At 32.6% G+C, this 25,371-nt stretch carries 20 protein-coding genes and 1 pseudogene; 15 read left to right on the top strand and 6 right to left on the bottom strand.

The window, feature by feature from the left end:
- Positions 1-452 precede the first annotated feature (452 nt).
- From RH82_RS01045 to RH82_RS01035, 3 genes are all read left to right on the top strand, one after another.
- Positions 453-764 (top strand): hypothetical protein, encoded by a 312-nt coding sequence (locus RH82_RS01045; RefSeq protein WP_034057351.1) that lies wholly within the window; start codon positions 453-455, stop codon positions 762-764.
- 739 nt (positions 765-1,503) lie between these two features.
- Positions 1,504-2,877: a beta-1,3-glucanase family protein gene (locus RH82_RS01040; protein WP_034057350.1), complete on the top strand. Its 1,374-nt coding sequence runs from the start codon at positions 1,504-1,506 to the stop codon at positions 2,875-2,877.
- A gap of 246 nt (positions 2,878-3,123) precedes the next feature.
- Positions 3,124-3,843 (top strand): aspartyl/asparaginyl beta-hydroxylase domain-containing protein, encoded by a 720-nt coding sequence (locus tag RH82_RS01035; RefSeq protein ID WP_034057348.1) that lies wholly within the window; start codon positions 3,124-3,126, stop codon positions 3,841-3,843.
- Positions 3,844-3,857: 14 nt separating this feature from the next.
- Here the strand turns inward: RH82_RS01035 and RH82_RS01030 are convergent.
- Positions 3,858-4,118: pseudogene (locus RH82_RS01030) on the bottom strand (Lcl domain-containing protein); the annotation flags it as partial.
- Positions 4,119-5,016: 898 nt separating this feature from the next.
- On the opposite strand from RH82_RS01030, the gene RH82_RS01025 reads away from it, so the two are divergent.
- The 9 genes from RH82_RS01025 (at position 5,017) to RH82_RS00985 (ending at position 18,332) form a co-directional block, all read left to right on the top strand.
- Positions 5,017-6,081, top strand: a complete 1,065-nt coding sequence (locus RH82_RS01025) for a serine hydrolase domain-containing protein (protein ID WP_034057346.1) — start codon at positions 5,017-5,019, stop codon at positions 6,079-6,081.
- A gap of 303 nt (positions 6,082-6,384) precedes the next feature.
- Positions 6,385-8,214 carry a Xaa-Pro dipeptidyl-peptidase gene (locus RH82_RS01020; protein WP_034057343.1) on the top strand — a complete coding sequence of 610 codons (1,830 nt, stop codon included), beginning with the start codon at positions 6,385-6,387 and terminating at the stop codon, positions 8,212-8,214.
- A gap of 116 nt (positions 8,215-8,330) precedes the next feature.
- The gene (locus RH82_RS01015) at positions 8,331-9,278 is read left to right on the top strand and encodes a tRNA dihydrouridine synthase (protein ID WP_034057342.1); all 948 of its coding nucleotides are present in this window, start codon (positions 8,331-8,333) and stop codon (positions 9,276-9,278) included.
- A 47-nt stretch (positions 9,279-9,325) separates the two neighbouring features.
- A complete protein-coding gene (locus RH82_RS01010; RefSeq protein ID WP_034057339.1) occupies positions 9,326-10,657 on the top strand; it encodes a hypothetical protein in 1,332 nt (443 codons plus the stop codon).
- Positions 10,658-10,696: 39 nt separating this feature from the next.
- Positions 10,697-12,901 carry a B12-binding domain-containing radical SAM protein gene (locus tag RH82_RS01005; protein ID WP_034057338.1) on the top strand — a complete coding sequence of 735 codons (2,205 nt, stop codon included), beginning with the start codon at positions 10,697-10,699 and terminating at the stop codon, positions 12,899-12,901.
- A 72-nt stretch (positions 12,902-12,973) separates the two neighbouring features.
- Entirely contained in the window at positions 12,974-15,232 is a 2,259-nt protein-coding gene (locus tag RH82_RS01000) for an FUSC family protein (RefSeq protein ID WP_034057335.1), read from the top strand.
- A 154-nt stretch (positions 15,233-15,386) separates the two neighbouring features.
- Positions 15,387-16,043, top strand: a complete 657-nt coding sequence (locus RH82_RS00995) for a carboxypeptidase-like regulatory domain-containing protein (RefSeq protein WP_034057333.1) — start codon at positions 15,387-15,389, stop codon at positions 16,041-16,043.
- 11 nt (positions 16,044-16,054) lie between these two features.
- Positions 16,055-17,062 carry a transglutaminase domain-containing protein gene (locus RH82_RS00990; protein ID WP_034057332.1) on the top strand — a complete coding sequence of 336 codons (1,008 nt, stop codon included), beginning with the start codon at positions 16,055-16,057 and terminating at the stop codon, positions 17,060-17,062.
- Between the two features lie 34 nt (positions 17,063-17,096).
- Complete coding sequence (locus RH82_RS00985) at positions 17,097-18,332, top strand: DEAD/DEAH box helicase (protein ID WP_034057330.1); 1,236 nt, start codon at positions 17,097-17,099, stop codon at positions 18,330-18,332.
- Here RH82_RS00985 and RH82_RS00980 read toward each other — a convergent pair.
- Together RH82_RS00980 and RH82_RS00975 are read right to left on the bottom strand one after the other, a co-directional pair.
- A complete protein-coding gene (locus RH82_RS00980) occupies positions 18,329-18,742 on the bottom strand; it encodes a hypothetical protein (RefSeq protein ID WP_034057328.1) in 414 nt (137 codons plus the stop codon). The genes RH82_RS00985 and RH82_RS00980 overlap by 4 nt on opposite strands.
- On the bottom strand, positions 18,735-19,313 hold the full coding sequence (locus RH82_RS00975) for an RNA polymerase sigma factor (RefSeq protein ID WP_034057689.1): 579 nt from the start codon (positions 19,311-19,313) through the stop codon (positions 18,735-18,737). The genes RH82_RS00980 and RH82_RS00975 overlap by 8 nt, the downstream gene beginning before the upstream one ends.
- Before the next feature lie 139 nt (positions 19,314-19,452).
- Here RH82_RS00975 and RH82_RS00970 point away from each other — a divergent pair, with 139 nt between their 5' ends.
- Entirely contained in the window at positions 19,453-19,800 is a 348-nt protein-coding gene (locus tag RH82_RS00970) for a DUF6249 domain-containing protein (protein WP_034057326.1), read from the top strand.
- A 253-nt stretch (positions 19,801-20,053) separates the two neighbouring features.
- On the opposite strand, the gene RH82_RS00965 is transcribed toward RH82_RS00970, so the two are convergent.
- The 3 genes from RH82_RS00965 to RH82_RS00955 are packed head-to-tail and all read right to left on the bottom strand — an operon-like array spanning position 20,054 to position 22,254.
- Positions 20,054-21,226 carry a hypothetical protein gene (locus RH82_RS00965; RefSeq protein WP_034057325.1) on the bottom strand — a complete coding sequence of 391 codons (1,173 nt, stop codon included), beginning with the start codon at positions 21,224-21,226 and terminating at the stop codon, positions 20,054-20,056.
- Entirely contained in the window at positions 21,210-21,725 is a 516-nt protein-coding gene (locus RH82_RS00960; RefSeq protein ID WP_034057324.1) for a hypothetical protein, read from the bottom strand. Before RH82_RS00960 ends, RH82_RS00965 begins: the two co-directional genes overlap by 17 nt.
- Positions 21,709-22,254, bottom strand: a complete 546-nt coding sequence (locus RH82_RS00955; protein WP_034057322.1) for an RNA polymerase sigma factor — start codon at positions 22,252-22,254, stop codon at positions 21,709-21,711. Before RH82_RS00955 ends, RH82_RS00960 begins: the two co-directional genes overlap by 17 nt.
- A gap of 159 nt (positions 22,255-22,413) precedes the next feature.
- On the opposite strand from RH82_RS00955, the gene RH82_RS00950 reads away from it, so the two are divergent.
- Together RH82_RS00950 and RH82_RS00945 are read left to right on the top strand one after the other, a co-directional pair.
- A complete protein-coding gene (locus RH82_RS00950; RefSeq protein WP_034057320.1) occupies positions 22,414-24,204 on the top strand; it encodes a DUF885 domain-containing protein in 1,791 nt (596 codons plus the stop codon).
- Positions 24,205-24,296: 92 nt separating this feature from the next.
- Positions 24,297-25,277, top strand: coding sequence for a peptidase associated/transthyretin-like domain-containing protein (locus tag RH82_RS00945; protein WP_034057319.1), 981 nt, complete (start codon positions 24,297-24,299; stop codon positions 25,275-25,277).
- Positions 25,278-25,371 lie beyond the last annotated feature (94 nt).

The following is a 25,371-nucleotide window of genomic DNA, read 5'->3' as shown; positions in this document are numbered from 1 at the left end:
CTTTAGTACTTAAACCACGCAACTATATAGAAAGAGAGGACTCGTACGTGTAAGGGAGCGTGATTCTAAAACACGTTATAGTTCTCCTCTTTTTCTATCTAAAGATATTTATTACAAACTAAAGAAACACGTTAAACGAATCTTCCCAAAACCAAAAAACCTCCAAATTCCCAAAACACCCAACCTCTTCCCTACTCCATAAAAACACGTATTTCTACCTATACACATTTTAACAAAAACAAGTAACTTCGTTTACATATGCTAGACGCGTTTCGGCATTGAAATACTACCACACCTGCTGTTGCATTTTATGGTGCATAGACGATTATCAATTACCACATAAAATAGCAGGTATAAACACCTGATTTTAGGGCAGAGTTTGATTTTTACAACAATAATAATTATCTTAAAACATTAAAACAACTGAGATGACCTCTCTTAAAACTATAATCATGAACAAAGTAAAAGACAGCCTAAAAGAAAACCTAGATGAAATTCTAAAAAACCTTCCTTCAGAATTTCATGAGGATGCAAAAAAAGAACTAGATAACATGCCAGATGTTGCGGAAGCGGCACCATCGAGCGCTGCACAAATTTCGGCTATTAAAGCAGAATTAGTAGCCAATCCAGATGTTGATGAATCTGCAGCTGCAGCTGAATTGACAGATATTAAAGCTCCAGAAGTATCGGTTCCTGCAACAAAAGAAGAAACCGAAGCAGAAATGGCAGCATTGCTTGCCGAAGTAAAAAAAAGCATAGATTAACTACATTATAAAAGGCTAGCGTTACTTAGTTTCTGTAGTATTTAAGGTGCTTACTTTAACGGTCTAGGCCACACGAATACTTTACCAAAACTTAAAACCACCATAAAATATGGTGGTTTTTTTATTTATAGCAAAGCAATAAAAAAGAGTTTTAAAGCTTCTTATATTTAATTAATAGAATGGAAGAACACCATAAAAAGCAGAAAAAACAGTGAAATACATTTGACCACAACTTCGAAATTTGAAAATGCTATTAAAAATAGTGCTAATAGCAGTAGTCTTTTTTAGGGTTATCAATATTGTATTCTTAGTTACTTTTGGAGACTATACTCATCGAACAGATTCCCGAAGGTACTCTGCGGCCGAAAAACAAGATGTGACTATAGTTACTCGCGGCGAAACAAGATCTATAATAAACCGAGAACATAGCATAGGGTTCCGATATTAAAAGCTCAAGTAAATGCTAACCATCATCGTATTCCAAGGCAAAACTCCAAAGTATTTAAAAAAATAGTAAAACAGTTTTATAGTGATTTCACTAATAAAAACAGGTAGTTATACGCATATTTAGTGCAATAAAAACAAGTAACTTCGTTTGGTTGTGCTGCGCTTGTTTAAGTATTGAAACGCATTTTTATCAGCTAAACATTCTAAGCAATAGTGCCCAGTCTTAAATAAAGACTAGCGATGCTTGCTAACAAATAATCACTAGTTATTAATCTCTTAAAATTACAAAAAAATGAGTACACTTAACAAAATTACTGTAACCAATAGTTCGAATCTAGACCCTAAAAATTATACCGTTTGGGTGGCAGGATTTATTCAACAAATGAAAACGGTAACCCTCCCGAAAACTAAAAAACAAGAACAAGTACCTACTTACATGGCTTTGCAATCTGACGGTTCATTTTTACTGTCTTCCAGTGAAACTGCAGCATTTATGAAGATTGATAATGGTATGGTGGTTCATGTACCTGATGTAACAAACTACGGTAACAACCGCTTAGTATTTACGGTTACTGCAGTGGGTTCGAAAGCACCAACAGCGCTTTCTCCTATAACAGGATATACAGCTTATCCATTTCCTGGTATTCCTGGTGTGGCACCTTCTGGACCTTATGATATTTTTGAATTTGGACCAAACGCACAATACGATACCTCTGCTGTGGACTCCTTAGGCATAAACCTATCGTTCACAGTAAAAAATGACGCACTTACTTACGGAACGGTTACGGCGTTTACTAGAGCTGAGATTGGCGCTTCATTTCAGTCTTTTATGGCAAGTGATCCCTTAGGAAGTAATGGGTTTGCACAATTATTATACACCAACCCAACTACGGATGATTATCCAGACGTTATTAAAGGTCAGTTTTCTGCTATTGTAGCGCCAAAAGATTGGTTAGCAATATATCCATCAGCTACTGGTTTAAAAGGTTTTTGGACAGACACGGTTGATGCGTGTTTTACGAAAGGCAACCAACTCAACTTTTATTTGAATGCTGCAAATGTGGGCACATATTCGGGAACTTCAGACGGTACAAAATTTACACTTACTGGTCCAGCTTCGGCAAAAGTAGCAGATCAAATTACCTATAGTATTCCAAAATCTGATTTCGCTAAAAATCAAGGATTCATTCAAGCGGTGCGTGCAAAAAGTGCAAACGAGACTGCAGAGGAATACGGTACTTTTGGTCAAATTGAAGCGGCTTTATTTGAAGCTTTATCTCGTGGTGTGCTTCTAGATGGTGTTGTTCCAAAAGGAAAAACGATTGCGGACAATTACAGTTCTGATGCCTGGATAAAAATCTCTAACTGGTACACAACACATAAAAATGCCTATAACAGTGTAGACAGTAAATATGATGCCTATGCTAAATTTATGCACCACGGAACGGTGACTCCTAAAAACGGGAAGCCGGAAACTATTTTTGGTTTGAATAAAGGAAAAACATTTGGAATGGCCTATGGTTTTAGCCTTGATGAGAGTCCAAACGTGAGCCAGAATTGGAATGCCGATAACAACGTACCTTCGAAACCTGAGTATAATATTGGAAGCGGACAGGATGTTGCACTTGTTATTGGACCTTGGATACCTGCCGTAAAGTTAATTTAACCTTGTAAACGGTAAATTAAAAAACATCAACATAAGTTTGATCTAACTTTTATTTTGAGCTTGGATGCAAGTCCTAGCTCAAAATAAAATTCTTATGCCTAAAGAGCGATCCGCCATCGCGTAATGATAAGGAAGCACACTAATAATTAGACTTAACACCAGTGACCTATTTCTAACACGTTGAGGTTTAACAAACATGTAAACCCGAAATTTTTAACTTCCCTTTATGTCAATACCTTCGAATATATGAAATACTATTCTCCAAAGAATGCTTCGTTTCAATTGCCTTTTGCGTTTAATTCTGAACTCCTTCTAGCCGATCTGGAAAAATGCATGAAATTTGATTTTCTAAAAAACTATATAAAAGAAAATTACGATGGTGAAAATTACATTTTACCACTGCGCTCAATAGAAGGAAAAATAAATAGGATTGCAGCAATCCCTGGTAATCTTGAAAATTATAAGGATACGATTGCCCTTAACGAATGTGCCTACTTCAAAGAAGTTATCGCTTCATTTTTATGCAAAAAAGAAACTATTCGATTAATGAATATTCCTCCTGACGGCATTATAAATACACATATCGATCATGAGAGTGGATATGAAGATGGTTTTTTTCGCATTCATATACCTATTCTCACTAATAATAAAGTCCATTTTATATTAAATGATCACATAATTATCATGCAGTCTGGCGCCGCTTGGTATGCGAACATAAACTTACCTCATAGCGTTGTAAATAATGGGCAAACTAATCGTGTACACTTAGTAATTGACTGCATTAGAAATAACTGGTCAGATGATTTATTTAAATCTATGGGATATGATTTTGATGAAGAAAAAGAAATAGAAGAAGTACATTCCAAAAGTAACGTACTGCGAATTATTGAAGAACTTGAACACCAAGACTCTGCCGGAACTAAAATATTCTTAGAACAGTTTAAACGCGAGCATGGCATTGTTTGAGTGTCGATAAATACCTAAAAATTTCGAACAGCACGCACATTAGCCGTCGTAGTCTTAAGGTAATTGTGTTGATTTCCATCTTGAAACCTCTGCCTCCAAGCAAGCGTTGTAGAAGTCTCAGAAGCACTCCAATACCACGTAGTATTTAAAGCATTGATATTCATGCGATTGGCATGTATTAGATTTAACTCTCTTTTGGCAGGCATTCTCCAGTCTGTAAATTCTGCACCATTAACATCATGATTAACAGCTTCCCCTAACAAGTCTTTAGCTTCAAACCATCGTAATACCTTGGTCTACCATAGCAACCACCAAACCATGTTTACCATTGGTACTAACTTCTATTACGTAACCGCCTAAGGCTGCATAAAACGTATTTACGTTGTAAGTTGGTGGAGTGTTTAAAGCAATTGCTACAGTATTAACTAAGATCCCTGAAATATCTTGATCACCAGTATTTGCACCACTGGTGTTGGCTACGTTTTCTGCTATTTTAGCGTGTAATGCTTAAGGCACGCTCAATAATTGAGTTGTTCCTATGCTTAGATAAGTACTCCCATTTGCAATATCAATACTGGTTTCTATAAAATGCACATCGCTAGCCCAATCTACCGTATTAAAAGTATCTGTGCTTGCACCTTGACCAATAATTACATTAAAAACACCATAATCATTTGTTGTAGGGTTATGGGTTTCAGTATAAATAATAGGTCCTGCAATAATAGTTTCATGTAATGTAAACGCAACTCCAATTGTTGTATTGGCAATAATATCTCCAGCAGCATCTCTAGCTACTGCTTGATAATTAAATCCTTAAGGTGCTTGTGCAAAAGTGATTGCAGTTATTAATAACGTTGCAAGTATACTATATAGTTTTTTCCTTAGGTGTTTTTTTAATGTTCGTAAGAATTCAACTCGAATAAAAGTAGAGGAAGAAAAATTAGCCTAGTTTACAGATTGCTAATACACTCTTAATAAAAAAATGAGTAATGGTTCTGTTCTTTTATTAGAAGCTGCTGACTTAAAATGAATGTATTTATTATCCCTGAAGTATGGTAAAGGTTTTAAAAGAAACGACAGCATTCAATAATTTCAACATCTCATTATTTTGTAACCTAAATGTTTAATCTATCGTCCAACGAATAACAGAACATTTAGAATAATAAAAAACCAATGTATTTAAAGTCTCTATTAGTAGTCATTACCGTTTTATCACTTAATTTCCAATCAATAAGCTATGCGCAAAACTTAATCAAAATTGATAGTTTATTGCAGGCAAAATATCCAGACAATGGACCCGGAGCAACTTACTTGATTTCCAGGAATGGAAGTGTCATTTATAAAAAAGCATTTGGACTTGCGAACCTAGAATTGAATGTTCCTATGCAAACGGACAATGTTTTCAAAATAGGTTCTGTAACAAAACAGTTTACTGCTGTATCCATTCTAATGCTTATGGAACAAGGACAATTGAATTTGGATGACGAGATTACTAAATTCATTCCTGACTACCCTACAAATGGAAATACAATAACGATCCACCACTTGCTAAATCATACGTCTGGGATTAAAGATTATACTCGCATTAAAGGTTTGAATGCTATTTCACAAAAAGACTTGACGCCTTTAGAGCTCATTGATTTTTCAAAAAGCGAGGCTATCGCTTTTGTTCCTGGTGAAGACTTCGAATACAATAATTCAGGATATGTGATATTAGGGTATATAATAGAAAAAATATCAGGACAGTCTTATGGTAATTTTGTCGAGGAACACATTTTTAAAAAACTCGACATGACAGCTTCTCAATATGCCAGTCAGAGACAGATAATTAAAAATAGAGCTTCTGGCTATCAAAAAAATGATAATTATACTAACAGAATGAATTTTAGCATTACGCTAGCATATTCTGGAGGTGGTTTGATGTCTACAGTAGATGATTTATTAAAGTGGCAAGAAGCAATAAAAAACAACCTTTTAATTAACAAAGAAACGACAGAGAAAGCATTTACAAATTACACATTAAATAACGGAGAGCATACTAATTATGGCTATGGATGGCATATTAAAACTATAAACAACACTAGGACTTTTGAACATGGAGGCGCCGTTTTTGGTTTCAAATCCATGGGTGTTTATTTCCCTGATTTAGATATTTATGTTATTGCTTTATCAAATTGCCTTTGCAACTCGCCAACTAAAATCACAAGAGACATAGCAGAATTGGCTTCGAAAAGCTAAACACTTAAAAAAAAATTATCCCTTTCGCGGCACTGCTAAACCACCTTTTAAGGTGGTTTTTTTATGCTCGACCCTGTCAAGAAATCCATGAACATTATTAGACTACGTAAAAGCATAAAAGAAAAGCCTGTTACCAACACCAATTATGGTATATAAATTAATCGCATAAAATCAATTTTAAGCTAAAGCCATATTCCAGGACAAGGCATTCTAAAAAAAAATTACAATTCCCTTAACACTTAACCACTACTCTATTCCAAAAAATTAACTAAATTGTACCAACAATAATTACAAGCCATTATCATGATAAAAAAACACAGTGTATTACGTTTATTTTCAATTTTATTTTTAATCGTTACTATTGGTTTTGCACAAGACAAAACCGTTCCTGTTTTCGAAAATGGAGAAGCACAAATAGTAAAAGGTTTTAGCGATCCAGAAAACTGGATAAGACACGATCTTTGGGTAGAAACTACTTTCGACACCGATGAAGATGGCAAACCAGACCGCATGCACGTTGCAGTAACACGACAAAAACAAACAGAAACAGAAGGTTTAAAATTACCAATAGTTTATGTTACAAGTCCTTATTTTGCGGGAGTAGCAGCAGATGTTCCAGGCATTATGTGGGAAGTTGAACATGAACTTGGCGACATTGGAAAAGAGCGCGCACATCCAGAAGTGAAACGTAGAGGACAACGTCCAATAATATCGAATTCTCACCTTAGAAAATGGATGCCACGTGGTTATATTGTGGTACACTCATCTTCTCCAGGCACAGGATTATCTGATGGTGCACCAACTATTGGTGGTCCAAACGAATCTTTAGCACCAAAAGCAGTTATCGAGTGGTTATGTGGCAGAGCAAAAGGATATACAGAAAGAGATGGTAACGAACCTGTAACAGCATTTTGGTCTACAGGAAAAGTAGGTATGACAGGAACATCTTACAACGGAACATTACCTCTAGCAGCTGCAACAACAGGAGTTGAAGGTCTAGAAGCTATTATTCCAATTGCACCAAATACGTCTTCATACCATTATTACCGTTCTAACGGATTAGTACGTTCTCCAGGTGGTTATTTAGGAGAAGACATTGATGTACTTTACGATTTTGTACACAGTGGAGCTGAAGATAAACGTGCGGGAAATAATAAACGCGTTAGAGATACTGAAATGAAAAACGGTATGGACAGACAAACAGGAGATTTAAACGACTTTTGGAACGATAGAGATTACTTAAACCAAATGGCACCTATGAAAGCTGCTTTATTAATGTCTCATGGTTTTAACGATTGGAACGTGATGCCAGAACACAGTAATAGAATCTACCAAAAAGCCAAAGAAATGGGTTTACCAACGCAAGTGTTTTATCATCAAAATGGACATGGAGGACCACCACCAATGACAATGATGAACCGTTGGTTTACACGTTATTTACATGGTATTGAAAATGGTGTTGAAAAAGACAAACAAGCTTGGATTGTTAGAGAGAATGATAAACGTGATGAGCCAACTGCTTACGATGCGTATCCTAATCCAAATGCCGAAGCTGTTACTTTGTATTTAAACAAAGGCGGAAACGCAATGGGAGCTTTAACAACAAAGCAAAACAAAAGACAAAAGACCGAAATTTTGGTTGACGACTTTACCATTTCGGCTAAAGACCATGCACAAGCGTCAAACTCTAATAACAGATTATTATACGCAACACCAAAGTTAACAGAAGCACTTCATCTTTCTGGTGAAAGTGAAGTTACAATTAGCTTATCTAGTAGCAAAGCGGCTGCAAATTTATCAATTATGTTAGTCTCTTTACCTTACGAAGATGATGCTAAAATAATTACAGATAATATTATTACACGTGGTTGGGCAGATCCACAAAATCATAAATCGTTAAGAGAAAGCGAACCATTAAAAAAAGGTGAATTTTACGATGTCACCTTTAAATTACAACCAGACGATCAAATTATTCGTGCTGGACAGCGCATTGGTTTAATTATTTTTTCTAGTGATAAAGAGTTTACAATACATCCAAAACCAGGAACTGAGTTAATTATCGATTTAGACAAAACACGTTTAACCTTACCGGTAGTTGGAGGTTTAAAAGCACTGACTAATGCGACTGAGTAATACGACAAAATTTAGATTTTAATTTCTGAAGACATAACAACTCTATCTTTTAAAAACCACTTCTGTTTGAAGTGGTTTTTTGTTTTTAAACTATATTTGCTCAACTAAACTTTTAGATGGCTATTACACTACTTTCTTCACCTTTACAAGGCTTTACCGATTTCAGGTTTCGTAATGCGTTTCATCATTATTTTGGAGGCATCGATACCTTTTACGCGCCTTACATTCGGTTAAACGGAAAGTTAAAAATCAAGCAATCGTATCAATTAGATTTATTACCAGAAAATAATACCACCTTAGAAGTTATACCTCAAGTAATGACTGCTGATGCAGATGAGTTTATGTTTGTTGTAAAATATGTGCAAAGTTTAGGTTATAAAGAATTGAACTGGAATTTAGGCTGCCCTTATCCCATGGTTACAAAATCGGGAATGGGTTCTGGTTTAATTTGTAATCCTACTAAAATTGATGAGATATTAAAAAAAGCACACAACGAAAGTGATATTACTGTCTCCATGAAAATGAGAATGGGTTATGAGCATGCTGAAGAAATCTTAGACACCTTTCCTATTCTAGACAGTTATCCGCTTAAAAACATTGCTATTCATGCTAGGATTGGCAAACAATTATACAAAGGCCCTGTGAATTTAGATGCCTTTGAACGTTGCCTAACAAGCACAAAACACAAGTTATATTACAATGGAGATATTACTAGTGTTGATGCCTTTAAAAAAATGGAAGCGCGTTTTCCTAGTATTGATCATTTTATGATTGGACGTGGCTTAATCGCAGATCCTTTTTTGCCAAGCATGATTAAAAACAACACTACAGAATATCCTAAAAACCGTTGGGACATTTTTTCTGAATTCCACGACACCATTTACCATCAATACGACGAATATTTATCTGGACCAACACCAATTAAAATGAAAATGTTAGGGTTTTGGGAGTTCTTTTCTCAATCGTTTTCCAATCCGCAAAAAACATATAAAGCCATTAAAAAAGCTGGTAATCCTGTAAAATACAAACAAGCGGTTGCCATGATTTTAAATAATGAAAATTAGTTTTCATAATTTAAATTATATTTACATCAACCAACCAGACTAAAACCATGCATAATAATTACAAATCTAAAGCCTTTAAAGAATGGCTAGATAAGTTACAGCAAGAAAGCTGGCAACTAGAGCTCATTATTTCTGGGTTTTCGGTCTATGGATTATCTCAAGCTTTTGAACCACTAAAAATTTACTTTAGCATTGCTCAAAATGAAGAGAATAATGTAATGTCTATTGCTTTAATGATAGCATTAACCTCCTGTACAATATTAATGTTTACCTTATTGTTGCATGTGGTATTAAGAGGCTTATGGATTGGTGCATTAGGTTTGCGTTACGTTTCTGGAGATATTGATTATGAAACACTAAATTACAGGCCCAAATTTGATAGCTATTTAAGAAAAAAAATAGGCTCGTTTGATAAGTATATTGGAAATTTAGAAGATTATTGTAGTGTGATTTTCGCTATTTCGTTTTTACTTATCTTTTACATTATCTCTGTTTTTCTATGCATAGGAGCAATAGGTCTTATTGTCTATACCTTTTTTAGTGATAAAGCAAACAGCAACACCGTATTAAACATAGTAGGTATCGTTTTATTGGTTTTCATGATTTTCGGGATGTTATTTACTTTTATAGATTTTTTATCTCAAGGGTATTTAAAAAAGAATAAAAGGCTCTCCAAAATTTATTTTCCGTTTTATTGGGTATTTAGTTACTTAACACTAGCTTTTTTATACCGTCCTTTAGTACATAATTTTTTAGATAATAAATTCGGGAAACGCTTAAGTTTAATATTAGTTCCAATTTACTTTCTTGCCATAGCTGGCGCAACTTATAGTTTTAAACGCTCTAATTATTTATCATCCTCATCTCGTTCTAATCTGTATACTGCAAATAGCCTTAACTATGATGAAAACATAACAGAAAAAGGCATGTTTATAAGAAGCGCTTCGATTCCTTCAAAAATTATTAAAACCTACTATTTACCAATATTTATTGAATATAACGAGCGCGTTGAAGATGCTATATTTCAGTTTAACGAAGGATTAAAACCAGAAAACGATATTCGTGGTTTTAAGTCTGATTTTATTAGAGGGATTGAAGAGTCGTCTGCTATTAGAAAAAACCGAGACAGCTTAAAAATAGAGTATATGAAAACGCTATCACAAATTTATAGCTTTAAAATTGATAGCTTAGCGTATACAAATCCTGGTTTTTTGTTTACCAAACACAACAATAATCAAGATGGTTTTGAAACCGTGTTACCGATAAAAAATGTTAGTGAAGGAAAACATGTTTTAAACATTTATCGATTGTCAAAAAAGGATACTACCGAAACTAAAAACAGCATTGTAACGATCCCTTTTTGGTATTATAAAGAGTAATTTTAAAGTACCTTTGTCATTCTTATTAAAATACAATTTGTGAAAGACCTTTTACTAATAACACCACCTTTTACCCAATTAAACACACCTTATCCTGCAACGGCATACTTAAAAGGGTTTTTAAATACTAAAGACATTTCTGCTTTTCAGATGGATTTAGGCATTGAGGTGATTTTGGAGTTGTTTAGTAAAAAAACGTTTGAAGAACTATTCCATTTAGCGATTGAAAACGATAGCATTTCATCTGAAAACTGCCAACGTATATACACATTAAAAGATGATTATTTACAACCTTTAGATGCTGTTATTCAATTTTTACAAGGCAGAAACCAAACCCTAGCAAGACAAATTTGTACTACAAATTTTTTACCACAAGCCTCTCGTTTTGAGCAATTAGAAGATATGGATTGGGCTTTTGGTGAAATGGGAATGCAAGACAAAGCCAAGCATTTAGCAACCTTATATCTTGAAGATTTATCAGATTTTATTATTGAATGTATTGATCCCAATTTTGGATTTAGTCGCTATGCAGAACGTTTAGGACAAAGTGCTAATGCGTTTGATGAATTGTACGACAGCTTACAAAACCAACCCACTTTTATTGATGCGTTAACGCTAAACCTTTTAGACAAAAGGCTTAAAACCATCCAACCAAAACTGGTTTGTTTTTCTGTGCCTTTTCCTGGGAATTTATATAGCGCCTTTAGATGTGCACAATTTATTAAAACTAAATATCCAGACATTAAAATCGCTATGGGTGGCGGTTTTCCAAATACAGAATTACGACAAGTAACAGATACAAGAGTTTTTAATTTTTTCGATTTTATTACGCTTGATGATGGTGAATTACCAGTAGAATTACTACACAACGCAGTTTGTTACTCAGAGCCAAAGCGAAGAATCTCAGAAAACCAATTCAAACGCACATTCCTATTAGAAAACGGAATTGCAACCTATAAAAACAACACCACAAAACCAGATTACAAACAGCTTGACGTTGGCACACCTGACTACTCAGATTTGTTATTGGATCAGTATATTTCTGTTATAGAAATCGCCAATCCCATGCATAGTTTGTGGAGTGATGGCAGATGGAATAAACTTACAATGGCTCATGGCTGTTATTGGGGGAAATGTACATTTTGCGATATCTCTTTAGATTATATAAAAATTTACGAACCCATTGCTGCTTCACTTTTAGTGGACAGAATGGAGCAATTAATTGCTCAAACTGGAGAAAATGGATTTCATTTTGTAGATGAAGCTGCGCCTCCTGCTTTAATGAAAGCATTGGCCTTAGAAATTATAAAACGAAAATTAACCGTTACGTGGTGGACCAACATTAGATTTGAGAAAAACTTTACTCAAGACTTATGTTACCTACTAAAAGCATCTGGTTGCATTGCTGTTTCTGGTGGATTAGAAGTGGCTTCAGACCGTTTATTAAAACTAATAGACAAAGGTGTTACTGTAGAACAAGTTGCACAGGTTACGCGAAATTTTACGCAAGCCAATATCATGGTGCACTCGTACTTAATGTATGGCTATCCTACACAAACCATCCAAGAAACGGTTGATAGTTTAGAGTTCGTTAGACAATTGTTTGAATTGGGTATTATACAATCTGGTTTTTGGCATCAGTTTGCCTTAACAGCACACAGTCCTATTGGTCAAAACCCTTCAGAATATGGTATTACACCAAATTATAAAGACATCTCTTTTGCTAATAACGATATTGATTTTACAGATAGCACAGGTATTGATCATACTCAATTTAGCTTCGGATTAAAAAAATCGTTATTCAATTTCATGCATGGAATCGGTTTTGATATGGATTTACAAGACTGGTTTGATTTTGAAATTCCGCAAACCACAATTACACCATATCATATTGAGGATTGTTTAAATACAGAAACAATATTAAGCACAAAACCAACGGCTAAAATTGTTTGGCTAGGACATTTACCATTAGTTGCTGAACGCACAAAAACTAAAAAAGGGTTTACTAATGAATTGTTAGACATGACATTTCATGACAAAACAGAAAGCCTACAAATTACTTTAAATAAACCTGAAGGCGAATGGCTATTGCAAATGCTTGACACCTTAAAACCTGCACATGGTAAAGCACTTTCTTTTTCAGTATTAAAAAAAGATTTTGAAACACAGTTTGAAGATTTTGAGTTGTTTTGGTTTTCAAAAGGAATGCAGAAATTGAGAGATTTTGGGTTGTTAGTATTATAATAACACGGTCATAATTATTAATTAACACATCTAAAAACTTACTATACCCAATTCTCTTACCTTTGCAAGGTAATGCAAACCAAGTTTAAAAATTATCTAAAAACTACCGAATTATTCTTTAAAGGCTCTAGCTTTTACAGAGGTGTTGTTCTTACTTTTGCTATTGTTTTACCGCTAGCAATTTTTAACATTATTGATTTGTTTGTATTTGCTCCTTCTATTGCTGTTGGTACATTTCTAAATGCACCAAGTGATATTCCCGGTAGTTTAAAACGCAAAATTAATGGGACTTTAATTAGCATAATCCTAACCATGTTGGTAACGTGCGTAATATTATTAACGAAACCCATTTTTGTTTTACTCCTTATTGCAATTGCCTTTTTAAGTTTTTGTATTAGTTTAATTTCGGTGTATGGCTTTAGAGCGTCACTAATTTCTTTTTCGGGTTTATTAGCCATTGTGATTGGGTTAGCTGTAGAGAAACCCGATTTAAAATCGATTCTATTACATGTTGGACTCATTGGTGTTGGCGGTTTATGGTATTTAATAATATCATTAGTATCGCAATGGCTTTTTCCTAAAAAAGACGATGACCAACTATTATCAGACACTTTAAGACTTACAGGGAAGTATCTAAAAATAAGAGCCAAACTATTAACCAAACCAAACAAACGAGACAAGCTTTCTGAAAAAGCATTAATAATTCAAACACAAATAAGCGAAAAACATGAAACCTTAAGAGAATTACTTTTACAAGGCAGAAAACGTTCTGGAAGATCACACTCTAACGAAAGACGACTACTAATGTTTATATCTTTAGTAGATATTTTTGAGCTGGCTTTAGCAAACACACTGGATTACTCAACAATAGATTCACTCTTTGGTTTACATAAAATGCATTTAAGTCCTTTTAAAAAAATGAATAAAGTGATGGGCAATCATCTTATTGCTTTATCAGAAATTTTAATAAAAAAAGCAGTCCTTCCTGATATTAAGTTACTAAATAAAACCTTTGAAAACACTGAAAATGCAATACATGATTACGTTACCGAAGTCACATTACCGAGAGCAAGAAAAGGCGCTATTACATTAAGAAACCTGCATGATTACCAAGAGCAGCTATTACAAGAAGTAAAAGCTATTAGATGCGTTTTAAGCAAAGTAAAAAACAATACTAAAGCCTCATTAAAAGCTCATGATTCTAAACAGTTTTTAACCTCTCAAGAGTATCGATTTAATATCTTAATACAGCATATTAGTTTAAAATCACCAATGTTTAGACACGCACTAAGGTTGACAATAGCAATAGTTTTCGGCTTTGTTTTAGGTAGTTTATTAGACTTAAAAAACGCCTATTGGATTGTGTTAACCATTCTGGTAATTATGCGTCCAAATTATGGATTAACAAAAGAACGCTCTAAAAATCGAATTATAGGGACTATTATTGGCGCTCTAATTGCAACAACCATTGTTTTAATCACTCAAAATACGACAGTTTACATGGTGTTAGCTGTACTATCCTTAACCTTTGCTTTCTCATTAATGCAACAAAGTTATAAAGCAGGAGCAGCATTTATAACTTTAAATATTGTCTTTGTTTACGCCTTAATGGAGCCTAACGCATTTGCTGTTATTCAATATCGTGTTATTGACACTATCATAGGCGCATTAATAGCTGTATTGGCTAACTATTTATTATTTCCAAGTTGGGAATACAAAAACCTGAATTCGGTTATAGCCAATGTCATTGCATCTAACAGTAGTTATTTAGAAGCCACTAAAAAGTTATACCATGATAAAGACACAAATGACTTGCAATATAAAGTGGCTAGAAAAGAAGCCTTTTTAGCAATGAGTAATTTAAATGCAGCTTTCCAACGGTTAACACAAGATCCAAAATCTAAACAAAAAGAATCGGCTTTAATTTACAATATAGTAACCTTAAATCACACCATACTTTCTGCAATAGCCTCTATTGGAAGTTATATTTTAAACCACAAAACATCTTTAGTTTCAGAAGAATTTGAAACTATTGTAGACGGCATTTCTTCAACATTAAAAAACTGCACTTCAGAATTAGAAAGCAATAAAACTTCAGTTCCTTCCAAAGAAAAAGAAATACATCAAGCACATCTAAAACTTAAAAATCGATATGACAATTTATCTCAAAAAAGAGATATGGCAATTGAAGCTGGCAAAACTAAAATCGATGACAAAACACTATTGAACCTGCAAGAAGCACATTTAATTAGCAATCAATTATTGTGGCTAAAGTCGTTATCAACCAATTTAACTAGCGTAATATTAAAATATAAATCTGCTTTTAATTAACTTGCTTAATGACTAGATATATAGATCCATAACTTATTAGGCTCATTAAAAGTAGTGTTTCACTCACTGAAACGCAGCGTTAACTAATTCTACATTTTAAAACACGAAGTTGATGTGTAAGTTTGATGTATATTAACACATAAAAACTAATGCCATGAAAAATCAATTGAGTTTAAACATTAAAACACCTTGCCAGGAAAATTTTAATCAATTTGAAGCAACTCCAAACGGTGGCTTTTGCGGTTCTTGCGAACAAGAAGTTGTCGACTTTACTAATAAAAGCCCTAAAGACATTGAGGCATTCTTCAATCTAAACACTGCAGAAAATACTTGTGGTATCTTTAAATCAAATCAGCTTAACAACCCGTTACGGGCTAAAAAATATGGTATTTTAAGCGGTGTTGGCTTAGCATGTCTAGCATTGTTTTCTATGTCAACAATACATGCTCAAGACACAAGAACACAGTCTAATTCAAACCAAATCTCAACAACTATAACTCAAGACAGCTTTGTTGTAAAAGGAAATGTATCTGACGATATCGAACCAATTCCTGGCGTTAATGTTGTTTTAGACGGTACAGAATTTGGTACAGTTACAGATTTCGATGGCAATTTTGAGTTTCCAGAAAAACTAAAAAAAGGAGATGTACTTGTCTTTAGTTATATAGGTATGGAATCGCAAAAAGTAATTATTGAAAACAAAACATCAGCTTCAGACATTGCACTAAAAATAAACATGACATTAGATACTGTTATAATTATGGGAAAAGTTGCGGTTAAAGGCGTTTATAAATCTAATAAAAGTAAATAGACAGCACCGTTATGAGAAACGCACTCCTTTTACTATTCATATTTATCTTTAATACTACTATTGCACAAGTTTCAGATTTTAAAGCTGTAAACTTTACCATTGCCGATAATGTTGCGAAGTTAAACAAAGGAGCTAGTTTAGAAAACTTACCAGTATTGGCTCATAAGCTAACTCATAAATTACCAACTAAGGTCGAGAAATTTAGAGCCATTTACACTTGGGTTTGCAATAATATTGAAGGCGATCATTATCAATATGAAAAGGTTAGTAGAAAGCGTAAAAAGTACAAAAATGATAGTATTGGGTTATTAAAATGGAATAACGAATACAAGAAAATTGCATTTAAAACCTTAGTGAAAAAGAAAAAAACCATGTGTACTGGTTATGCTTATTTAATAAAAGAACTTTGCTTTTTTGCTAATATAGACTCTAAGATAGTAGATGGTTATGGACGCTCTATAGTCTCTAATATCGAAAAACTAGATAAGCTTAATCATTCTTGGAATGCTGTAAAACTAGATAACAAGTGGTATTTATGTGATGCCACCTGGTCTAGTGGTTATACCTCTGCCGACAACATTTTTATTAATGAATATAATGAAGGCTACTTTTTAACAGAGCCCATATTATTTGCAAAAAACCATTATCCTTTAGACAAAAAATGGCTGCTAAATGATACTTTAATACAATCAGACTTTATAGCTTCTCCTCTAGTTTACGGTGAAACGTTTAAGCATAAAGTTGTTCCTGTAAGTCCAGAAAAAATGGCTGTTTCAATACAAAAGCAAGACCACATCACTTTCAGCTTTAAAACATTAAAAAATAGTACTAAAGACAAAGTCTCATTGGTTCAATTCAATGGAAATAATGAACATGCTTTTAAAATTTTTGATCTTAAATCTGAAAACGGAATAACCTCATTTAAACACCAATTTAATCGAAAAGGTTTTTACGATGTACACTTGAAGATTAATAATGATATTGTTGCCACCTATACAATAGAAGTCACGAAAAGTTAAATTATAAAACTACCTTTGCAATAAACACTTTTGCATGTCATTTAAAGACCTAAAACTTAACAGACCATTACTTCGTGCTATTGCCGAAAAAGGCTACGATAACCCAACACTTATTCAAGAGCGCACGATTCCGTTGGTTTTAGACAAAAAAGATGTAATTGCTTCTGCACAAACAGGAACTGGAAAAACTGCAGCTTTTGCTTTACCTATTCTACAATTATTATACGATAAACAAGATTCTGCAAAGAACCAAAAGAAAATTCGTGCACTAATTATTAGCCCTACGCGTGAATTAGCAATTCAAATTCAGGAGAATTTCGAGGAATATGCTACACACACGAACTTAAAATCTGCAGTGATTTTTGGTGGCGCTTCCATAGAACCTCAAAAAGATATATTAAAAAAAGGTATCGATATTTTAATTGCAACACCAGGACGACTACTAGATTTACATAAACAAGATTTTATAAACTTAGATTATATAGAAACTCTAGTTTTGGACGAAGCAGATTTAATGCTCGATATGGGTTTTATTGATGATGTAAAGAAAGTTGAACGTTTGTGTCCTGAAGAAAAACAGACACTTCTGTTTTCGGCTACTATGCCTTATAAAGTAGAACAGCTAGCAGAAACTATTTTAAACAATCCAAGACGTGTTGAAGTTTCCCAGAATTCTTCAACCTCTAAAAATGTAAATCAGGCGTTATATTATGTGCCAAAGCCGCAGAAAATCGAGTTGTGTTTACATTTACTTAGAAACACAATAAATGGTCGCATTATTATTTTCCGTCGCACAAAATATGGTGTCGATAAATTAGAACAAACACTACTTAAAAACAATTATAAAGTAGAGAGTATTCATGGTGATAAAAGTCAGACTTTAAGACAAGAAGCCTTAAGTAACTTCAAAAAAAACAAGGTAGATATCTTAATAGCAACAGATGTCGCTGCTCGTGGTATTGATGTAGATGATGTAGATGCCGTCGTTAATTTCGATATGCCAAACATACCAGAAACCTATGTACACAGGATTGGTAGAACGGCAAGAGCTGGAAATACAGGAACTGCTTATTCTTTTTGCTCTGCAGATGAAAAAGAATACATAAAAAATATCCAGCAACTTATTAATTTACAGTTGGATGTAGTAGAAGAGCATCCTTATCCTTTAGATCCAAAAGCAAAAGCTCCTGTTCATAAAAAACAAGGTTCGAAATATAAAAAAGGTCGTAAAAGCGAAGCTTCTAAAAAGAAGAAGAAACGTTGGTATTAAAGTGTTAGTCGTTTATTGAAATAGTTTTCAAGCCAAGGAATCTGTGCACATACCAACAATCCAAAAAACAAAATAGCGTACATAAAAGTCTTTGGTATTTCAAATTTAGAAATAGCACCTGTAAATCTATTATTAACTAATTTATTAAAATCTAAAGAAGCTAACAAACTTGTTTGTTCTGTATTGATAGTAAAAAATAAATAGAGTGTTATTGCAAGTATTAGAAAACATAAAACAAACCAAAAGGATTTAGAAATCAATGGCTTATACGCAATTACAGCTTTACTTTCTAAAGCTTCTACTTGAGACATTACGATACTAGTAAAATCTATAGATGGAGATGCTTTTGGCATTTCCTGCATCATCTTATCAGTCAATCTTTCTATGTTTTTATCTATTTGCTCATTCATAGTATTCTATAATTTCTGGTTCTAACTTATTCTGCAAAATGGTAGTTAGCTTTTTTCGGCTTCTAAATAATTTAACTTTTACGTTATTCGCTTTAATACCAATAATTTTCGCAATCTCTTCTAAAGATAGCTCATCAAAATAATACAAGGTTAATAAAGCACAATCATCAGCTGGTAATAATTGTAAGCAATCTTGAATGGCTTGTTTTCTTTCTTTGGCTTCTAATTGGCTTAAAGCATTATCTAATGTTTTCACATTATGCTCTGTAAACTCATTAATTGCGACTGTGTTTAGCATGCGTTTGTTACTTTTTAGTCTATCTAAACAAGTATTATAAGTAACTCTATAAATCCAAGTTGAGAACTTTGAATCCCCTTTAAACTTTTCCAGTTTCTTAAATACTTTTATAAAACTATCTTGCGACACCTCTTCTGCTTCTTCCTTGTTTTTAAGCATTTGCATCGCTAATGAAAACACTAAGCCCTTATAACGATCCACGAGCACTGAAAATGCTTTAGTATCGCCATCAAGGATTTTATTGATGATTATTTGGTCTTGGTTAGTTGTCATTTGCCCTTTTGACGACACAATAGAGGTGTTGGTTACATCAATAAGAGAAAAATATTTCGAAAAAAGTGTAACCATCATTTAAAAGCTATCGTCTTAAACATAAGAACAAATAAAAATAATCAATTAAAAACAAACAATTATGGGATCAGAATTAGTTATTATGCCAGTTATAGTAGGAGCAGTTTTCGGAGTTTTCTACTTATACTTCTCAACAAGAAACAAAGAACGTTTAGCACTTATTGAAAAAGGTGTAGATGCTAGTATTTTTATGAAAGGAAAAGGACAAACAGCACCAATATGGAAAGTATTGATTTTAAATACTTCACTTTTACTTATGGGAATTGGTATTGGAGTTTTTATAGCATCTTTATTAGAAAGCTATACTTCTTTAGATGAAGAGGCTGTATATCCTGCAACTATTTTCTTAATGGCTGGAGTTGGCTTATTTATAGGTTTTAATAAGACGAAAGACTTGGACAAAGAGTAACCAATACACAAATTACCAACTACTAAAACTGCTAAAAAATCATTAGCAGTTTTTTTTGTTTATTGAATGTATCTTAACCTTTAGTTTCAACATTAAACAAAGCACTTCTATTGCATTATTCAATAACTTTTATCAAAATAAATTTAAAAAAACAAGGCTCAAAATATAAAAAAGGCCGTAAAAGCGAAGCTTCTAAAAAGAAGAAGAAACGCTGGTATTAATATATCAACGTTTTTTTTTAGAAATTATTTATTTACTCACCAAGGTCTATAAAGCCTTCTCCAAATCTAATAATACCATGAATGGTATTAATCTTAATTTTATTTGGATTTGATTCTTTGCCAATTACAATCATTTTTGAGGACTCATTTTTACAGCTTTCTGTAATTTCTGTAGTTATACTCTTATTTTTATGTAGTGTATTATAGCCTATAGTTTCTAAATAAAACTTTATGTTTTTTGGGTAAAATAAATTAATATCAGAGTATTCAGTATACATATTAAAATCACCAAAATCATTTCTGAAATTGTATAAATAGTACTTACTATTAAAATCTATAATTTTATTTCCTCTTCCTATTTCACCTATTTCTAACTTAGTAAATTCGGAGGTTATTTGTGCATTCTCTAATTCACCAATTATTACTTGTTTTACATTAGCAAAACTATAAATACCATTAGCAACTTCTGTAGCTCTAAAATAACCATTATCAACATCAAAAATATTTAATGGATTGCTAAGTGTTTTAAATTTTAACTTAGAGTTTCTAGCATTCATTGTTGAACGATTAAAGAAATCATCAAAGAAAACTAAATTGGAGCCCTCTAAAGTTGCTCTTACATGTATGTTTTTAGGTATTTTTATAATCATTTTAGTAATCGTAAACTGATTGTTTTTTTTATATCTTGGATAACTTGTTTTTCTGTTTAAAGCACTAATAAATCTATTCCTGTAGATTGATTCTGATGCTTTTATGTCATGTAAAATAGAATCTAAAGACTTCCTTAAAACTACTTTTGTAGTAGAACCTTTTAAATATTTTTCTTTTTCTGAACGCTTCAAAATAAATTCTTCAAAATCATATAAATTATAATGCATATCATTTCTAATTTTTGCAGAATATGTTATTTTATTTCCTTCTTTTTTACCTAATACTATTAAATGCTTTAACTGATTTTTAATTCTTTTTTTTCTAGTATTATTGAATTCTTTTGTATACTCAATATATACTTTATCATCAGGCGACTCAAATATTTGAGCTGATGTATTTTTCAAATTTAAAACAAAGGTTGTGTTTTCATTAGTCTTAAAATTTTCTTTGTAAATAGTATGCTTTTCGTCCATTTGAAAAGCAGGTGAATTTTGAGCGTAAAACAATGTTGATGTGCTAAACATCAATATTAAAATTTTAAATTGTGTTTTCATATTGTTCGTTTTCTTTATTTATTATATTAATGTGTTTTTGAATATCTTTTAGTATTTGAAGTCGTGTTTGTAAATTATCTATTAAGATTTCTATAACTGAAATGCTTTTTTTATCATTTTTAAACTCTACAGTAATTTCTTGGTAATCTTTGTCTAACTCATTTAGCTTTTTCTTAAATCTTGCAACTAAAACCTCATCATTTGCAATGGCAATAAAATTTTGCCACTCGGTTTCTATATCCACTAAATACTCTCCTTCTATAGCTTCAATCTGTGCAACAATTGTTAAATCCTCATCATCTTGTTGCTTATAAAAAGCATTATACCCAACAGTTAAAGTGATAAGCAATACAGCTGCTATCTTTAGAAAAAAGAAATTATTAGTGTTAGTATTTTGCTGTTTTTTAAGCTTTTCTAAAAATTCATCTCTATGATTATCTGGTAGTGTTTTATTCCCCAGATCTTCGCCTTTAAATAACGCTCTAATATCTCGCTTCATTATAGTAGTCTTTTAAATGGTTTTGTAATGTTAAACGCGCGCGTCTTAACTGTGTTCGTGAGGTTTTTACTGGTATTTTTAATATCTCTGAAATCTCCTCATGATCGTATCCTTCAATGAGATACAAAGTGATAATAAGTTTATAGTGCTCCTTTAAATTTGAAATAGCTTTTAAAATTGTTTCTTTGGTTATTGTGTCATCAAATTCCCAATGTTCTTCATCAACTATTTCTAAATTATCCTCAGTATAGGTAGTAGTTTCAATATTTATCTTTCGTAAAAAATCTAAACATTGGTTAATAATGATACGTTTTAACCACGCTCCAAAACTATAATCTGGAGCATAACTTTCTAGTTTTGAAAATGCCTTTATAAACCCATCCTGCATGGCATCTTTAGCATCTTCATTGTTTAAATAACGACAAGCAATAGTATACATCGCATCACAATAATTATCGTACAACTGCATTTGTGCTTTTTCTTCACCATTAATACAGGCTTTTATAATGTCGTTACTTATTTTAAACATTCAGTTTGGTTAGCGGTTTCAATATTAAAAACGATAGGTTTTGTTTAAGGTTTCAATTTAGGGTCATTTTTTTTTTAAATAAAATAAGTTAACTCATAAACTTCCATCTAAATTTGGCTATAAATCTGTATTTTAGTGTTTCATATCTAAAATCATAAAATGAAACACTATTTAGCCATTTTTTGCATGATTACTCTTTTTACGTCATGTAAAAACGATAAACCTTCAGAAACAAATACCAAAACAACTTCAGAAAAAAACACAGAATTCAGCACTATGCTAGATGATTTTTATGAGGAAGGATTAAAACTGAATCCGTTAAATGCGACTTCTGCAGGAGACAACAGGTACAATAATAGCTTACCAAATACTTTAACTGTCGAATTTACAACAAAAGAAAAAGCATATTATACAGACTTTAAAACTAAGGCAGAATCCTATAGTAATACTTCGTTAAATAAAACGGAGCAACTAAGTCGTGCTATATTAATTTGGGATTGCGATATTAATTTAGAGCGCTTCGATTTCAATGAAGGTTTAACGCCTATTAATCAAATGTGGACCAAGCAATTAACAATGGGTCAATTAGCAAGTGGCGCAAGCTCACAACCTTTTAAAACAGTTGAGGATTATGATAATTGGCTACAACGTGTAGACCAATATTTAGAATGGGTAGCTAGTGCAGAAGCAAAAATGAAAGAAGGTATTAGCGCTAAACACGTATTACCAAAAAGCCTAATTGTTAAAGTTGTCCCGCAATTAAAAACAATTGCAGAGACGACATTAGAAGATCATTTATTCTATACGCCAATTAAAAAATTACCTAAAGATTTTTCAGATGAAGATAAAGCACGTTTAACAGAAGCCTATACAGATATGGTTGAAAAGAAAGTGATTCCTGCTTATGCTTCACTTTTCAATTTTATGAATGGTGATTATATGAAAGCCGGAAGAACAACCTCCGGTATTGATGACACACCAAACGGAAAAGCATACTACAAACATCAAATTAAGCTATATACTACTACAGAAATGACTGCAGACGAGATACACAATCTTGGATTAAAAGAAGTAAAACGTATTCTTGCAGAAATGGAAAAAGTAAAAACCCAAGTAGGATATAAAGAGGATATTATTTCGTTTTTTGACTATGTAAGAAATAATAAAGAATTAAAGCCATACAAAACACCGAAGGAGATTATAGACAACTTTAATGCTATTCATGAAACCATGAAACCTCAAATTGAAAAACTATTCGATGTAAAACCAAAAACAAGTTTTGAAGTAAGACAAACAGAAAAGTTTAGAGAAACTTCTGCAAGTGCAGAATACAACCCTGGTTCTCTAGACGGCACGCGTCCTGGCATTTTTTACACGCCAATTCCAGATGCTACAAAATATAATGTGTTTAGCGACGAAGCCTTATTTTTACATGAAGCAATACCAGGTCATCATTACCAAGTATCATTACAACAAGAAGATGTAGATTTACCAAAATTCAGAAAAACACTCTGGTATAGTGCTTATGGAGAAGGTTGGGCTTTATACAGCGAGTCTTTAGGTAAAGAACTTGGCTTATACACCGATCCATATCAATATTTTGGAATGCTAGGAATGGAAATGCATCGCGCTATCCGTTTAGTTGTAGACACTGGGATGCACACTAAAGGCTGGACAAGAGAACGTGCTATTACATACTCATTAGAACACGAAGCAGAAAGTGAAGCAAGCATTATTTCTGAAATTGAACGCTATATGGCTAATCCAGGTCAAGCACTATCTTATAAAATAGGACAACTAAAAATTAGAGAACTACGTGCTAAAGCTGAGAAAACTTTAGGAAACAAATTTAATATCGCTCAATTTCATAATCAAGTATTAGAATCTGGTTGCGTACCATTAGCGCTACTAGAAACTAAAATTAACACTTGGATTGAAGCTTCAAAATAAGGTTATTAACTTTGTTAAATGAGAAGATTATTATATATCTAAAATATTGGAATAAAAATTGAGTTATTATAGTATAATATTTACATTAGACCATGCTTAAAAAATATCTATTTTTAGTTCTCCTACTTTGCGTTTCGATTTTTAGCGTTGCACAAAACACAACTATAGTTTCAGAAACTGAAGAACCTGTTTCTTATGCAACAGTATCTTTTGGCAATGGTAACGGACTTTTCGCAGATGATTCAGGCAGGTTTTACTTCACAAAAAAACTATATAAGGATATCGATTCACTATTTATTTCTGCTATTGGTTTTACTAATTTAAAAATAGCAACTCAAGGTCTAGCCGATACAATTGTTATGAAACCTAGCATAAATAGACTTGATGAAGTCTTTTTAAGCAAGCCAAGAGGTAAATTTAAAATTGAAAAAATAAAACCTACTGTTCACGAAGATTATTATAAATGTTGGCTACCAACAATAGAAAGTGAAATAGCAGTATATTTTCCTAATAGTTCCACAAAAACGCAACGCCTTTCTAGTTTACAAATTCCCATAAAAGTAGAAGCCAAAGATTGGAAGAAACGTAAAAGAAAGACGGCTAATAAAAGACCTTTTTCAACATTATTAAAAGTTAATTTTTATAAAAACAATAATGGTTTACCAGGTGATGTTTTAACCTATGATAATGTGGTTTTTATTGCTAACGAAAAAAACGATAGAATTTTAGAATTAGATGTTACCGAACACGATATTTATATGCCTAAAAATGGTTTGTTTATTTCGCTACAAGTTCTTGGTTACACAGATAAAAACGGCAAACTCCTTCCTAATAAAAAGTATCAAGAAATTAAAACTAAACGCGGCATTGTAAAAGTCTCAACTACGTTTAGACCACTCTTACCTTTTACTGACAAGATTCTTGAAAAAAGAACTTTTGTAAGACGTATTTTCTTAAATGGTGGACAATGGACACTTTTCGATAAACAAAACATCAAAAAATCTAACTTACTTAAAGCGGGCTTAAACAATTACGGCTTAGGTTTAAATCTAGAAGTTTACAAAGAAGATTAATTTAATTTAACCTCTATTTAACGAAGCTTTATTTCTTCATATAAAAAATGAAAAAAAACTGCTTGCGCATTCATATTTAATTCTTATTTTTAAT

The sequence above is a fragment of the Lacinutrix jangbogonensis genome (assembly GCF_000797445.1).
Taxonomy (GTDB): domain Bacteria; phylum Bacteroidota; class Bacteroidia; order Flavobacteriales; family Flavobacteriaceae; genus Lacinutrix; species Lacinutrix jangbogonensis.
This window is presented reverse-complemented; position numbering and strand designations above follow the sequence as displayed.

Bases quoted from the DNA above. Each gene is read 5' to 3' on its own strand.
- RH82_RS00945 (WP_034057319.1), top strand. From the start codon at position 24,297: ATGCTTAAAAAATATCTATTTTTAGTTCTCCTACTTTGCGTTTCGATT.
- RH82_RS00990 (WP_034057332.1), top strand. From the start codon at position 16,055: ATGAGAAACGCACTCCTTTTACTATTCATATTTATCTTTAATACTACT.
- RH82_RS01000 (WP_034057335.1), top strand. From the start codon at position 12,974: ATGCAAACCAAGTTTAAAAATTATCTAAAAACTACCGAATTATTCTTT.
- RH82_RS00995 (WP_034057333.1), top strand. From the start codon at position 15,387: ATGAAAAATCAATTGAGTTTAAACATTAAAACACCTTGCCAGGAAAAT.
- RH82_RS00970 (WP_034057326.1), top strand. From the start codon at position 19,453: ATGGGATCAGAATTAGTTATTATGCCAGTTATAGTAGGAGCAGTTTTC.
- RH82_RS00955 (WP_034057322.1), bottom strand. From the start codon at position 22,254: ATGTTTAAAATAAGTAACGACATTATAAAAGCCTGTATTAATGGTGAA.
- RH82_RS01020 (WP_034057343.1), top strand. From the start codon at position 6,385: ATGATAAAAAAACACAGTGTATTACGTTTATTTTCAATTTTATTTTTA.
- RH82_RS01040 (WP_034057350.1), top strand. From the start codon at position 1,504: ATGAGTACACTTAACAAAATTACTGTAACCAATAGTTCGAATCTAGAC.
- RH82_RS01025 (WP_034057346.1), top strand. From the start codon at position 5,017: ATGTATTTAAAGTCTCTATTAGTAGTCATTACCGTTTTATCACTTAAT.
- RH82_RS00975 (WP_034057689.1), bottom strand. From the start codon at position 19,313: ATGACAACTAACCAAGACCAAATAATCATCAATAAAATCCTTGATGGC.
- RH82_RS00985 (WP_034057330.1), top strand. From the start codon at position 17,097: ATGTCATTTAAAGACCTAAAACTTAACAGACCATTACTTCGTGCTATT.
- RH82_RS01045 (WP_034057351.1), top strand. From the start codon at position 453: ATGAACAAAGTAAAAGACAGCCTAAAAGAAAACCTAGATGAAATTCTA.
- RH82_RS00960 (WP_034057324.1), bottom strand. From the start codon at position 21,725: ATGAAGCGAGATATTAGAGCGTTATTTAAAGGCGAAGATCTGGGGAAT.
- RH82_RS01015 (WP_034057342.1), top strand. From the start codon at position 8,331: ATGGCTATTACACTACTTTCTTCACCTTTACAAGGCTTTACCGATTTC.
- RH82_RS01035 (WP_034057348.1), top strand. From the start codon at position 3,124: ATGAAATACTATTCTCCAAAGAATGCTTCGTTTCAATTGCCTTTTGCG.
- RH82_RS00980 (WP_034057328.1), bottom strand. From the start codon at position 18,742: ATGAATGAGCAAATAGATAAAAACATAGAAAGATTGACTGATAAGATG.
- RH82_RS00950 (WP_034057320.1), top strand. From the start codon at position 22,414: ATGAAACACTATTTAGCCATTTTTTGCATGATTACTCTTTTTACGTCA.
- RH82_RS01010 (WP_034057339.1), top strand. From the start codon at position 9,326: ATGCATAATAATTACAAATCTAAAGCCTTTAAAGAATGGCTAGATAAG.
- RH82_RS00965 (WP_034057325.1), bottom strand. From the start codon at position 21,226: ATGAAAACACAATTTAAAATTTTAATATTGATGTTTAGCACATCAACA.